The following is a 13,428-nucleotide window of genomic DNA, read 5'->3' as shown; positions in this document are numbered from 1 at the left end:
CAAGATGTGATTTTTTTATCCTACACCTTTCTCGAAAACTTGTAAACCATAGAATAAAGCGGATACATTAAATTTAAAGTATGTCATTTTAAAAGCCAAAAAATATTGGTTATCTAATGGATTGCTGCTCCACTGAAGTTCTTCAGAAACGTAGGAATATTAACCAAAAGCAGAGCCAATGAAACAGTCTGTCATCGATAAATATTCCTTATCCACATGTGAATAACTTGAAATGGTAATTAAAAAAAGAATTAAGGGGTTTGAGGGGTGTGGATAACCGTAAAAACTGATTTTTGATGAATGAATCGGAACTGGGGATAACTTTTTGAGCTTCTAAATGATGCTTTAAAAAAATAGTAAACAGGAGTACGAATCCATGGCCGGTTTAGGTAGGGTGGAATAGGCATTAAAAGGAGAAAGGAGGCAAGAGGCTCGCAGTTGACTTTTCCAGGTGTTCATGGTTAAATATATAAAGGTGTTTTCTGTGAAGATGAAAGTGATTCATCACATAAGTATTTCCTTGTGAGGAGGTGCAATACATTGAGACCTACATTCAAACCGAACGTTAGCAAACGTAAAAAAGTTCATGGTTTCCGGAAAAGAATGAGCACGAGCAACGGACGTAAAGTTCTGGCTGCACGTCGCCTTAAAGGCCGTAAAGTCCTGAGTGCTTAAATGCATGTGAAGACCACCGAGGTGGTCTTTTTTTTCTTAAATAGGTCATTTCAGACTGGATGCTGGTAAAGGTCAGGTCTGAATTGGCTGCGCAAAAGCATAAGTACACATTTATGTTCAATGAATGAGATGTCCGTTTTTTCGAAAACGTTCTTTATATAAGGATGAATGTTTGCTCAGTTGAAATGACTGATCAACAATCATCCCAAATGAAGTTGCCGCCAAGACGGTTTATCGTTATTCAAGAAAGCCTATACTAAATCAGTAATGAGGCCTTCGTCAATAATGTTGGTGGAAAACAGCAAGGAGAAGCGCCGTGTATAAAAGACTGCGTTTACGAAACCGGGCGGACTTTAGCCGCGTATACCGGTATGGGAAATCGTTTGCCAATCATCAGTTTGTGGTGTATGGCTGTCGTCGTAAAGATACAGAACAATTCCGAGTGGGTGTATCCTGCAGCAAGAAAATCGGAAACGCTGTCGTACGCAACCGGATGAGACGCATGATTAAGGAAATTGTACGTCATCATGAGAAAGAGATTGTCACGCAGATGGATCTGATCTTTATCGTCAGAAAAGGTGCATTGGACATGTCCTATAAGGATATGGAAAAAAGCCTGCTGCATGCAATGCGCAAGGGCTCTCTTTTGAAGTCGGGCAAGCGGTAAGCTTCGGTTTATTTGTCCTCCTAATTATGGTATGATTTACGGTGGAATGGAATGGTTAAGAGAGGGGTTATGAAGTGTCGCGATTGAAGACATCAAAGGGGAAGTGGATTCTCCTCATTGCAGTCATTGCAATGGTCACTGTACTCGCCGGATGTACTCCACAAGGAGCCGGGGTTACTACGGAAGATCTAAAAAACGGATCATTCTGGCAAAGCAATGTTATTTATTGGTTCTCACTGGCGCTCGACACATTTGCCAACTGGTTTAACGGTGAATATGGACTGGCCGTCCTTGTGATGGTGTTAATTGTACGGACGTTAATCTTGCCGCTGACAATGAAGCAGGTTCGCAGCTCCAAGGCGATGCAAGCTATTCAGCCGCAGTTGAAAGAAATTCAAGCCAAGTATAAAGATACACCTGAGAAAGTTCAGCAAGAAACAATGAAGTTGTTTCAGGAGAACAAAGTTAATCCGATGGCGGGTTGCCTACCACTTCTGATTCAGATGCCGATTTACATCGCACTTTATAACTCAATTTACGGAAACTCGAGTCTGAGAACACATGATTTCTTGTGGCTTCAACTCGGAGCGCCGGATCACCTGTTTATTTTGCCAGTGCTGGCTGCCATCACTACATTCGTTCAAACGTGGATGATGATGCGCATGAACCCTGCACAACAGGTTGGACCGATGCAATTCATGCTGTGGGTGTACCCGATATTGATCTTCGTTATGTCGTATCAGTTCCCGGCTGCATTGCCACTGTACTGGTTCTACAGTAACATCTACACGATCGTGCAAAACTATTTCCTTTACCGGAATAATGATAAAGTCGTGGCTGAGGTCAACGTGAAGCAGAACAGCTCTTCCAAAAATGGAAATGGAGCTAAACGCAAAAACGGTGGCAAGGCAACTGTCTCTGGAAAAGGTTCGAAAGGGGCCAAAAAATCGAAATGACCAAAGTCATTGCGTCAGGAAAAACCGTTGAAGATGCTGTAAACCAAGGATTGGCTGAGCTTGGCGTGAGCCGGGACAAGGTCGAGATACAAGTGTTAGAGCAGCCGTCAAAAGGATTCCTGGGTTTGATCGGGGTTAAGGCCGCTAAAGTGGAAGTGAAACTTCTGCCTGTGCCTGCACCTGTTTTACAACCGATCAAGCCGGCCGCACATATACCTCAGGTTGAAGCAACACTTGAGGGTGTGGCTGCTAAAAATCCCTATGAGGAAGCGGCTGCTTTCTTAAAAGAAGTGGCAGCAGGTATGGGACTGGATGTTGAAGTGCATATCAAAAAACAGCGTGATGGACATATCTTCAATATTGCCGGTGAAGACCTGGGCATGATTATTGGCAGACGTGGACAGACGCTGGATGCCCTTCAATATTTGACGAACATTGTAGCAAATCGTTATTCGGAAAGCTTCGTTCGCATCGTACTCGATGCAGAGAATTTCCGTCAACGTCGACGCAAGACGCTGGAGGATCTGGCTGAACGTCTGGCTGGACAGGCGATTCGCACTGGCAAGGAAGTTGTGCTGGAGCCAATGCCGCCACTCGAACGCAAAGTCATTCATGCGAAATTGCAAAATCACTCGCAGATTAAGACATACAGCAAGGGCGAGGAGCCCAATCGGCGCGTAGTCATTACGACGAAATAACACGAAATTGAAGACGCAATGGCTTCCTGCCCGGTGCAGAAGCCATTGCTTTTTTCGTACAGAAGTACTTTTCCAAAACGGAAGAGCGATTTCATTAAGAGCCATATCAAGATATGAATAATGCGAAAAGAAGCGTTTTGCAACTGAACAACTGAACTATATATTGAAATTAATATGGCGTCCCGAGGGGCGCAATTTTAAAATAGAGCAAGGAGAGATAACGATGATTAGTGATACGATTACAGCGATATCAACAGCGGTCGGAGAAGCGGGTATCGCTGTAATCCGGGTGAGCGGCCCGGATGCGGTGTCGGAGACGGAGAAGATTTTTCGCAGCAAAACCCCACTAACACAGGCAGCATCCCACACGGTTCATTACGGTCATATTATAGATCCGGGGACTGGTGAGAAGATCGAGGAAGTATTGGTTACGGTGATGCGTGCGCCACGTTCTTTCACAACAGAGGATGTCGTGGAGATTAGCGCTCATGGCGGAGTGGTTTCGGTTAAGCGCGTAATGGATCTGTTGTTGCAGCTCGATATTCGTCTCGCTGAACCCGGCGAGTTCACAAAGCGTGCTTTTCTCAATGGACGGATTGATCTATCCCAGGCGGAAGGGGTTATGGATCTCATTCGTTCCAAATCCGATCGGGCGTTCTCCGTTGCACTCAAGCAAGTAGAGGGCAAATTGTCGTCCAAGCTGCGCGAACTAAGATACACGCTGGTGGAGACACTTGCTCACATCGAAGTAAATATCGATTATCCTGAGCATGATGTAGAGTCACTAACCTCTGAATTTATTAAAGAAAAATCCAGTCAGGTGATGACTGAAATCGATAAATTGCTGGTAACAGCAGAGCAAGGAAAGATACTGCGTGAAGGAATCACAACAGCTATCGTAGGCCGGCCAAACGTAGGGAAATCTTCATTGCTCAATACGTTGGCCCAGGACAACCGGGCAATTGTAACGGACATTCCAGGTACAACGCGTGACGTCATTGAGGAGTTTGTTACGATTAACAATATACCGCTCAAGCTGCTCGATACGGCAGGTATTCGGGAAACGATGGATGTCGTGGAAAGAATCGGGGTGGAGCGTTCTCGCTCTGCTGTGAATGAGGCGGATCTGTTATTGATGGTTATCAATGCTGCGGAGCCACTACATCAGGACGAGATTGAATTATTGGAACAAATCCGCGGTAGACAATCAATTATTATTATGAATAAAATGGACTTAGCGCCGCAGGCGGACCGCGAAGTGCTGCTTCGTTATATCCCTGAGGAACGGCTTGTTCCGATGTCGGTGAAAGATGATCTGGGCGTGGACCGATTGGAAGATGCCATCTCGACGTTGTTCTTCAGTGGCAAGCTGGAGTCGGCCGACCTGACCTATGTCAGCAATGTGCGTCATATTGCTTTGCTCAAAAAAGCGAAGCAGTCGCTCATTGATGCCTATGAAGCAGCAGAGCAGCTGATTCCTATTGATATGATCCAGATTGATGTTCGTCTGGCATGGGAGCAACTGGGTGAGATCGTGGGCGATACAGCGCATGATGCGTTGATTGATCAAATTTTCTCTCAATTCTGCCTCGGAAAATAACACCTGACAAACATACCGGCTCTGAAAAGTAGTATGATAATAAAGTCCATCTGTGGGTGGTCAAAGAATCCGCGAATATGTCTGAAGTACCTATAGACTTGATGGCTTAATATAGATCGAAATGCATTCCGTAGAGTGCGGAGCGTGTTTCATCATGATTTTTACAGAAAATAGATCGTTTGCATGAATTTAGGCGTGCAGCGGCAAAAAGGAGGTAAACTGGAATGGCTTTTGATGGCGGCAGTTATGATGTAATCGTCGTTGGGGCAGGACATGCTGGTGTGGAATCGGCACTGGCTGCAGCCCGTATGGGTTCGAAAACACTGATGATTACCATCAATCTGGATATGGTGGCTTTCATGCCTTGTAACCCATCTATTGGGGGACCGGCAAAAGGACATGTGGTACGTGAGATTGATGCACTTGGTGGAGAGATGGGACGGAACATCGATAAGACCTTTATTCAGATGCGAATGCTCAACACAGGTAAAGGACCTGCTGTGCATGCGCTTCGTGCTCAGGCCGATAAGTTCTCTTATCAGCATACGATGAAAGAAACGATGGAGAATGAACGCAACCTGACGATGCGTCAAGGTATGGTTGATCGCCTGATCGTTGAAGACGGACAGTGTGTAGGTGTGGTTACTCAGACGGGTACAGAGTACCGGGCCAAAGCTGTTGTTTTGACAACAGGTACGTATCTGCGCGGTAAAGTAATTATGGGTGAGTTGATGTACGAGAGTGGCCCGAATAATCAACAGCCTTCCCTTAAGTTATCCGAACATCTGCGTGAGCTTGGTTTTGACCTGGTTCGTTTTAAAACAGGTACACCACCGCGTGTGCATAAGGATACGATTGATTTTAGCAAAACGGAAATTCAGCCAGGTGATGATAAACCGAAGTTCTTTTCTTATGAAACGGAATCTTCCGATAATGAGCAGCTGCCTTGCTGGTTGACGTATACGTCTGTGGAAACACACCAGATTATTAACGATAATCTCCACCGTGCACCTATGTTCTCAGGCGTTATTGAAGGTACCGGACCGCGTTATTGCCCTTCGATCGAGGATAAAATTGTGCGTTTCAGCGACAAGCCGAAGCATCAGATTTTCCTGGAGCCAGAAGGCAAAAACACATCGGAATACTATGTACAAGGTCTATCTACCAGTCTGCCAGAAGATGTTCAATTGGCGGTCCTTCGTTCAATTCCGGGCATGGAAAAAGTAGAAATGATGCGTAACGGCTACGCTATTGAATATGATGCGATGGTGCCTACACAGCTGTGGCCTTCACTTGAAACGAAACGTCTGCCAGGTCTGTTCACAGCAGGGCAGATTAATGGTACCTCCGGGTACGAAGAAGCGGCAGGACAAGGCGTAATGGCCGGTATCAACGCTGCACGTAAAGTACAGGATAAAGAGCCTGTCGTATTGGATCGCTCCCAAGGGTACATTGGTGTACTGATTGATGATCTCGTAACAAAAGGTACGAATGAACCTTATCGTCTGCTGACTTCCCGTGCAGAATACCGTTTGTTGCTTCGTCATGATAATGCCGATATGCGTTTGACGGAAATTGGCCACGATATTGGGTTGATTCCTGATGAGCGTTACGCTAAATTCCTGGACAAAAAGGCAAAAGTTGAACAGGAAGTGGCTCGTTTGAAGGCAGCTAAAGTTCGCCCTGTCGAAGTAAATTCGAAGCTGGAAGAGATCGGTTCCACACCGATTCAGGATGGCAGCACACTTCTTACATTGATGCGCCGCCCAGAGATCGGGTATGACTGGATTGAGCAGATCTCACCTTCTGAGGTGGAACTGACTGCTGACATGAAAGAGCAAGTAGAAATTCAAATTAAATATGCGGGTTATATTGAGAAACAATTGATCCACGTGGAACGTTTGCAAAAAATGGAGAAGAAAAAAATTCCGGACACGATTATATATGACGAAATTCATGGCCTTGCTATGGAAGCAAAGCAGAAGCTCGCTAAGATTCGTCCAATCTCGATAGGACAGGCGTCCCGTATTGCCGGGGTTACTCCTGCGGATATCTCCATTCTGCTGGTTTACCTGGAGCATTATAACCGTGTAACCGCAGCAAGGGGACAATAATGGACGATATTCAACAGCAGCTACAACGGCGCCTGAAGAAACATGGACTGGAGCTAGATGAACGCCAGTTGGAGCAATTCGAGTTGTATTTTCAGGAGCTGGTAGCTTGGAATGAAAAGATGAATTTAACCGGGATCACCGAACGTGAACAAGTATATACAAAGCATTTCTATGATTCGGTATCGCTGGCGTTTTATACAGATATGTCTAAGGTAAACAAACTCGCAGATATTGGTTCAGGGGCAGGGTTCCCAGGACTACCTCTTAAAATTTGTTTCCCGCATATTAAGCTGACGATCATTGACTCGCTAAATAAACGTATTGGCTTTCTGCAGCATCTTGTAGATACGCTCGGCTTGACCGATGTAGAATTGATTCATGGTCGTGCGGAGGAACTTGGACGCAAAGAAGGATATCGTGACAGCTATGACCTTGTTACTGCGCGTGCAGTTGCTAAGCTAGCAGTGCTTAACGAATTCTGTCTGCCATTTGTTCGCAAAAGTGGATTATTCGCTGCAATGAAGGGTGGAGACCCGCGCGAAGAAATGAAGGAAGCTGAATTCAGCTTTAATCAGCTGAAAGGACGGGTAAAAGCAGTTCATCCGTTCCAGCTACCGGTTGAAGAGTCGGCACGTCATATCATTCTGATTCAGAAGTTTGATAAGACACCTTTTAAATATCCACGTAAACCAGGGACACCATTAAAAACACCTTTGGTATAGTTCTTGGCGCTACATCGTATGTATTAAAAAGGTAAGATGATCATTCTTCGTTTATTTAATGGAGAACTTTGAATAAGAGTAAAGAGGATGTTTCACGTGAAACATCCTCTTTTTGTTTTTTTGATTTTTTATCTAGGTATAGATAACATCCGCATTACGATTACATTGAGCAGAGAAAAGTGAAATCGATAATATTTATTTTGAAATAGAAGTTTTCTTGATGAATAACTATTGATCTTGTTCAAGCTAAGGGAGATACGTAAGAAAGAGGTTTTCCTGCCACCGAGTTATTCTTTTGAAAAACCATTTTCACATGGTATCAAATGAGTACATAATGTAGCTACTATGAGCAGGTCCTGTCTACATAGATTCTCTATATCTTATTGTGTACAAGCAGTCATATAGCTAATGTTCATGAAGAAAAAGCAGGAAAATTAGGAGAGTTTAAAGAATAGGTAAACATAGGATTATGGAAGAAAAGATGATAGAATAGAAGTATCCGGTCCTGGATTACAGAGATCATAGATTATATGTATAGATAGATTTTTTGAGCATTAATGTATAGGTTACAGAAAGCGTCATGGAAGGCAAAACTTATTCGAAGAACGACAGCATTTGAACAGGTCGCATATTGAATAAGAAGCACCTGCACCTTGCGGGAGCTATTACGAAACTAGGTGGTAATATACGGAATGAAAGAACAATTTTCGAAGTTGTTTGGTTTGGCGGAGCGCAATAACGGAGATGAGATTAAACAAATTCCGGTCAATGAAATTGTGAGCAGCCCATATCAACCCCGTACTATTTTTGATGATGATAAAATTGATGAGTTGTTGCAGACGATCAAGACACATGGAGTTATACAACCGATTGTCGTCCGCGTACGAAATGGATCATATGAGATTATCGCCGGGGAACGTCGCTGGCGTGCAGTTCGAAAACTTGGTTTGGATCATATCCCGGCCATTGTACGTGAATTCAACGACTCTCAGGCAGCGTCCATCGCATTGATCGAGAACTTGCAGCGTGAGGGACTCACTTCCATTGAAGAGGCTGTTGCTTATCAGAAATTGATTGACCTGCACCAACTTACACAAGAAAGTCTTGCGCAGCGATTAGGCAAAAGCCAGTCGACGATCGCCAACAAAATCCGGTTGCTACAGCTTCCAGATGGCATTAAGACAGCGCTGATGGAACGTAAGATTTCGGAGCGTCACGCCAGAGCTTTGCTTTCATTGGATACGGAAGAGTTGCAAATGAAATTGCTCGGCGAAATTATTGATAAAGAGTTGAATGTAAAACAAACGGAAGCGCGGGTTGCCTTTTACAAGGAATCCTCGAAGATCAAAAAATCCAAACGTGTCTCATTCACCAAGGACGTTAGACTTGCACTTAATACGATTCGTCAATCCATTGATATGGTATCGGGCTCCGGTCTAGACATCAAAACCAAGGAAGCGGACCATGAGGACCATTACGAGATCGTTATCCATATCCCGAAACGCAAATAATTGAAGCTTAAGGCGGCAATGGGCCGCTTTTTCTGTCTATAAAGTTGAGAGTGGCATGAACAACGTAGAATAGCACCATGAAGAAACGGTAGTTGATGTTTGTGTGGATGATAGCCACCTGCTTTTTGTTAACTGTAGCTCACAACCTACAAGAAAAGACTCCTATTTTATTTGAGGTGAAGTAATTGTCTAAGATTATGGCCGTAGCAAATCAAAAGGGCGGTGTGGGGAAAACGACGACATCTGTTAACTTGGGTGCAGGACTGGCTTCGCTCGGGAAAAGGGTATTGCTTGTCGATATTGACCCCCAGGGGAATACAACCAGTGGAGTCGGAATCAACAAAGCAGATGTGGCCAATTGTATATATGATGTCATCATTAATGAAGTTCCCCCTCAGGAAGCGATTGTGGAAACTCAGATTGAAGGCCTTCATATCATACCTGCAACGATTCAGCTTGCCGGAGCCGAGATTGAACTGGTATCCACGATATCACGGGAAGTTCGCCTGAAAAAATCACTCGCCATGGTGAAAAAAAACTATGATTACATACTGATCGATTGTCCACCTTCTCTAGGCATGTTAACGATCAACTCGTTGACAGCTTCAGATTCGGTGATTATTCCGATTCAGTGTGAGTATTATGCGCTCGAAGGGTTGAGCCAATTGCTCAACACGGTACGTTTGGTGCAGAAACATCTGAATACATCCCTGCAGATTGAAGGGGTATTGCTGACGATGTTCGACGCTCGTACGAATCTGGGCATTCAAGTGATTGAAGAAGTGAAGAAGTATTTTCAACAAAAGGTGTATCAGACCATTATTCCGCGCAATGTGCGGCTTAGTGAGGCACCTTCTCATGGTCAGTCTATCATTACGTATGATCCTCGATCCCGAGGGGCTGAAGTTTATTTAGAGCTCGCAAAGGAAGTGATTTCTTATGAGTAAGCGGCTTGGAAAAGGTCTTGATGCCCTCATTCCTTCGCTTTCAATTAATGACGATGATAAAGTCGTAGAAATCCCGATTAGTCAACTGCGGGCAAACCCTTACCAACCTCGTAAAGTATTTGATGAGGATGCGATACATGAACTCGCTGAATCAATCCGTCAACATGGTGTTATACAACCTATTATTGTAAGACCTGTTTTGAGAGGTTATGAGATCATTGCTGGTGAACGTCGTTTCAGAGCTTCCCAATATTGCGGTAATGCCACTGTGCCTGCCGTAGTTCGTAATTTCAGTGATCAGCAGGTTATGGAGATTGCTTTAATCGAGAACTTGCAGCGGGAAAATCTGAATGCGATGGAAGTTGCAGTTGCTTATCAGGGGTTGATGGACCAGTTTGGATTAACCCAAGAAGAGCTCTCCGTAAAAGTGGGTAAGTCACGTTCTCACATCGCTAACTTCCTACGTTTGTTATCATTGCCGGAAGAAGTGAAGGATCATGTTTCACGTGGAACATTGTCAATGGGGCATGCACGTGCAATCGTCGGTGTTAAGGATGAAAGCCTTGTGAAGCAGCTGGCAAAACAAACTATTGATCAGCAGTGGAGTGTACGTGAACTGGAAGAGGCTGTTCAACAATTGGATCGTTCCAAAACGGGTGAAGCGAAAGCCAAATCCAAGTTGAAGAAAAAAGATCCATTTATTGATACATTGGAAGAGTCTTTACGTGAACGGTTCAAAACAACGGTGAAAATTAAGCATAACAAAGATAAAGGCAAAATTGAGCTCAACTACTACAGCAAACAAGATCTGGAGCGACTGTTGGAACTGTTGCAATAATAGTCATGACTCCATGATCGATGAACAACATGCGGGGCTTTTTCATGTGATGACATATCGCCTCTGTACCATGGAGAAACGATATGTCATTGTTTGTTTATAGGGAATTTTTCATCCAAACAGAACGATCAATTAGGGACAGGGGTGGTCATGAGGTGGAGGGAGTTATCTATCTGGATCATGCAGCGACATCTTGGCCTAAGCCACCTGCTGTCGGGGAAGCCATGATGCAGGCTCTGGATGTGGCAGGGGCCAACCCAGGCAGAGGAAGTCATCGGATGGCTGTACAGGCGAGCCGAGTTGTATTTGGTGCCAGAAAAGCGTTATCCACTCTTTTGGGTGTTCGTAATGCCAATGATATTGCACTGGGTTCTAATACCACAGAAGCTTTGAATCTAGCTATTCAAGGGTGGTTAAGAGAAGGCGATCACGCCATTGCTACGATGGCTGAACATAATTCAGTAAGACGGCCCTTGGAGTACATGCGCAGATCTCGTAATGTAGAGGTTGATTATGTGCCTGTTAATGCAGCCGGGGAGATCGATCTGGTCCAATTCGCACGCTTGTTTCGTTCCAATACAAGATTGGTTGTCTGCACGCATAGTTCGAACCTACTGGGGAGTATTCTGCCCATTGGTGAAATTGCACTGATGTGTCAAAAACACCAGGTGACTTTGCTTGTTGACGCTGCTCAAAGTGCTGGAATTATCCCTGTGGATGTGAAGCAGCTTGGCATCGATATGCTTGCCTTTCCCGGGCATAAAGGACTGTTGGGACCGCAGGGAACGGGTGGGCTGTACATCGCTCCTGAGCTGGATGTGCAACCATTGCTTCACGGAGGGACAGGAAGCCAATCAGAGGCGATTGAGCAGCCACTTGTTCGTCCTGATCGCTATGAGGCAGGTACGCCGAATACCGTGGGTATAGCAGGTCTAGCAGCCGGAGTGCAGCATGTGCTTGAACTGACGCCTGAATTCATATATAAACAGGAGTGGGATTTGACTCAGCATATGATGGATGGGTTATCATCAGTACAGGGGATTCGAATGCTTGGTCCTGAAATTGGACAGCCGCGCACCGGATTGTTATCCTTTACTGTTGAAGGATATGATTCGGCCCAACTCGCTTTTCAATTAGACCGAAATTATGGCATCGCTGTGCGTTCAGGTTTTCATTGCACACCACTTGCCCATGAGTCGGCTGGCACCACGGCAAGTGGGGCTGTCAGAGCGAGCGTGGGATATAGTACATCAAGAGAAGATGTAGATGCGTTGATCGAAGCAGTTATCGAATTAACAGCATCCAAATCTGTATGAAGCAACCCTAATGAAATGTGAATTTCAATCGCTTGAATAAGCAAAAAGCAAAAGAGGCAAGAAGCCAAAACGAGTGATTAACCGTAGGGGTTATCTGGTGAATAAATAAGGGTAAGCTTGAGGGTTATATTAGTGCGTTGGATGGCTTTACTTGGCTGAATGGATCGATGATGTGGAGTACGTTTGAAGCTACAAACGTTAACCTGAACAAACCAACAGAGGGGTAGTTGCACTACATGGCTGAATTAAATGAGCTGATTCTGGAACAGCTGATATGGATTATTGGCGGCATGGCATTACTTTTGGTGATTTTGCTTATCATAAGTATTGCTCAAGGCGCAAAGCTACGGAAGTTTAAACGGAAATATGAGGCCATGATGGCTGGCAGTGGAGTGGAAGATCTGGAGTCGCTGTTAATCAATCTGAAAATTCAGATGGACAGCATTGAGGATGAGCATACACTGCAAACGGATCAGTTAAAGACTGTCATGCAGAAGCTGACCCGCATCCAGGGTAAAGTGGGCGTGAAACGGTACAACGCTTATGGGGAGCTTGGCAGTGATCTGAGTTTCTCCATGGCGATGGTTAACGATAGCCAGGACGGTATGGTACTGACTGGTATCTATAATCGAGACGGTTCCTATGTATATGCTAAACCTCTTAAAGGGGGAGAGTCCACGTATACTCTTTCCCCTGAGGAAAAGGAAGCCATTACTCTGGCACAGCAAGCAGAGTAGAACGGGTATGCCATTCGCGAATGGCGGAGTAGAGACTGCTGGATATAATCTCGGACATGCGCATGACGAGACTGAGACGTGTGTTCTGCAAAACAAAGTATTCCATAAAGCCGCCGACGTTAACGATACCTGTAAGATGGATATCGCCGACCGGCGGTAATTCTTTATTTACACCCGCTCCTGGTTTGAGAGGTCCATTCACGACCTGGATACACCCAACACTCGAAGACTGTCCGAGACAGGCATCAATACCGATCACATAAGGGTTGTGATGTGTGGTGTGTATTTTGTGAAGGGTGTCCTGCAGGTTCATCGCATGTACGGGTTCATCCAATGTGCCATAGAGATGAAATAGAGGGCTGTCCCACTTGGCAAGCGACGAGCCGACGAGCGGGCCAAGACAGTCCCCAGTAGAGCGATCTGTACCGATACAGACGACAACTACATTTTGCAAAGAATGGGCTTTATAGAGATGAAACATTAAACGATGAATGATGGCTGAGTGAATGCCTGGATCTGTATGTGGGATTTTCAGGCTGGCCATGTCTTGAGATGAGAAGGAATGCGAAATGGGATTCATAGGATCTATCCTTTCCCTTGGAATAGTAGTAACAGTATATGGAAGGATAGAACGTTTTATACTTCGT

General features: G+C 44.9%; 13 protein-coding genes. 12 read left to right on the top strand and 1 reads right to left on the bottom strand.

The genetic code is table 11. The features are described 5' to 3' along the window. Window positions 1-540 precede the first annotated feature (540 nt). The 12 genes from rpmH (at window position 541) to PTQ21_RS05100 (ending at window position 12,781) form a co-directional block, all read left to right on the top strand. Window positions 541-675, top strand: coding sequence for a 50S ribosomal protein L34 (rpmH, locus tag PTQ21_RS05155; protein ID WP_024629517.1), 135 nt, complete (start codon window positions 541-543; stop codon window positions 673-675). 316 nt (window positions 676-991) lie between these two features. Further along, on the top strand, window positions 992-1,342 hold the full coding sequence (rnpA, locus tag PTQ21_RS05150; RefSeq protein ID WP_024629518.1) for a ribonuclease P protein component: 351 nt from the start codon (window positions 992-994) through the stop codon (window positions 1,340-1,342). A gap of 74 nt (window positions 1,343-1,416) precedes the next feature. Further along, complete coding sequence (locus tag PTQ21_RS05145) at window positions 1,417-2,298, top strand: YidC/Oxa1 family membrane protein insertase (protein WP_274569047.1); 882 nt, start codon at window positions 1,417-1,419, stop codon at window positions 2,296-2,298. Beyond that, window positions 2,295-2,996, top strand: a complete 702-nt coding sequence (jag, locus tag PTQ21_RS05140; RefSeq protein ID WP_274569046.1) for an RNA-binding cell elongation regulator Jag/EloR — start codon at window positions 2,295-2,297, stop codon at window positions 2,994-2,996. Before PTQ21_RS05145 ends, jag begins: the two co-directional genes overlap by 4 nt. A gap of 223 nt (window positions 2,997-3,219) precedes the next feature. Further along, window positions 3,220-4,596, top strand: coding sequence for a tRNA uridine-5-carboxymethylaminomethyl(34) synthesis GTPase MnmE (mnmE, locus tag PTQ21_RS05135; RefSeq protein WP_063567387.1), 1,377 nt, complete (start codon window positions 3,220-3,222; stop codon window positions 4,594-4,596). A gap of 224 nt (window positions 4,597-4,820) precedes the next feature. Beyond that, window positions 4,821-6,710 (top strand): tRNA uridine-5-carboxymethylaminomethyl(34) synthesis enzyme MnmG, encoded by a 1,890-nt coding sequence (mnmG, locus tag PTQ21_RS05130; RefSeq protein WP_063567386.1) that lies wholly within the window; start codon window positions 4,821-4,823, stop codon window positions 6,708-6,710. Further along, window positions 6,710-7,432, top strand: a complete 723-nt coding sequence (gene rsmG / locus PTQ21_RS05125; RefSeq protein ID WP_063567385.1) for a 16S rRNA (guanine(527)-N(7))-methyltransferase RsmG — start codon at window positions 6,710-6,712, stop codon at window positions 7,430-7,432. The genes mnmG and rsmG overlap by 1 nt, the downstream gene beginning before the upstream one ends. A gap of 692 nt (window positions 7,433-8,124) precedes the next feature. Continuing rightward, entirely contained in the window at window positions 8,125-8,943 is an 819-nt protein-coding gene (gene noc, locus PTQ21_RS05120; protein WP_064641439.1) for a nucleoid occlusion protein, read from the top strand. 185 nt (window positions 8,944-9,128) lie between these two features. Further along, entirely contained in the window at window positions 9,129-9,890 is a 762-nt protein-coding gene (locus PTQ21_RS05115; RefSeq protein ID WP_024629525.1) for a ParA family protein, read from the top strand. Then, a complete protein-coding gene (locus tag PTQ21_RS05110; RefSeq protein ID WP_024629526.1) occupies window positions 9,883-10,728 on the top strand; it encodes a ParB/RepB/Spo0J family partition protein in 846 nt (281 codons plus the stop codon). The genes PTQ21_RS05115 and PTQ21_RS05110 overlap by 8 nt, the downstream gene beginning before the upstream one ends. 155 nt (window positions 10,729-10,883) lie before the next feature. Then, window positions 10,884-12,044 (top strand): aminotransferase class V-fold PLP-dependent enzyme, encoded by a 1,161-nt coding sequence (locus tag PTQ21_RS05105; protein ID WP_090809456.1) that lies wholly within the window; start codon window positions 10,884-10,886, stop codon window positions 12,042-12,044. Between the two features lie 236 nt (window positions 12,045-12,280). After that, window positions 12,281-12,781 (top strand): DUF4446 family protein, encoded by a 501-nt coding sequence (locus PTQ21_RS05100; RefSeq protein WP_063567383.1) that lies wholly within the window; start codon window positions 12,281-12,283, stop codon window positions 12,779-12,781. Here PTQ21_RS05100 and yyaC read toward each other — a convergent pair. Beyond that, window positions 12,756-13,361, bottom strand: a complete 606-nt coding sequence (yyaC, locus tag PTQ21_RS05095; RefSeq protein WP_024629529.1) for a spore protease YyaC — start codon at window positions 13,359-13,361, stop codon at window positions 12,756-12,758. The genes PTQ21_RS05100 and yyaC overlap by 26 nt on opposite strands. Window positions 13,362-13,428 lie beyond the last annotated feature (67 nt).

Source organism: Paenibacillus marchantiae (genome assembly GCF_028771845.1).
Classification (GTDB): domain Bacteria; phylum Bacillota; class Bacilli; order Paenibacillales; family Paenibacillaceae; genus Paenibacillus; species Paenibacillus marchantiae.
The sequence above is the reverse complement of the archived record's forward strand: the minus strand, read 5'-3'. Positions and strand labels throughout refer to the sequence as shown.

Coding starts and splice junctions, on each gene's coding strand:
- jag (WP_274569046.1), top strand. CDS start 2,295: ATGACCAAAGTCATTGCGTCAGGAAAAACCGTTGAAGATGCTGTAAAC.
- mnmE (WP_063567387.1), top strand. CDS start 3,220: ATGATTAGTGATACGATTACAGCGATATCAACAGCGGTCGGAGAAGCG.
- mnmG (WP_063567386.1), top strand. CDS start 4,821: ATGGCTTTTGATGGCGGCAGTTATGATGTAATCGTCGTTGGGGCAGGA.
- rsmG (WP_063567385.1), top strand. CDS start 6,710: ATGGACGATATTCAACAGCAGCTACAACGGCGCCTGAAGAAACATGGA.
- noc (WP_064641439.1), top strand. CDS start 8,125: ATGAAAGAACAATTTTCGAAGTTGTTTGGTTTGGCGGAGCGCAATAAC.
- PTQ21_RS05110 (WP_024629526.1), top strand. CDS start 9,883: ATGAGTAAGCGGCTTGGAAAAGGTCTTGATGCCCTCATTCCTTCGCTT.
- PTQ21_RS05100 (WP_063567383.1), top strand. CDS start 12,281: ATGGCTGAATTAAATGAGCTGATTCTGGAACAGCTGATATGGATTATT.
- yyaC (WP_024629529.1), bottom strand. CDS start 13,361: ATGAATCCCATTTCGCATTCCTTCTCATCTCAAGACATGGCCAGCCTG.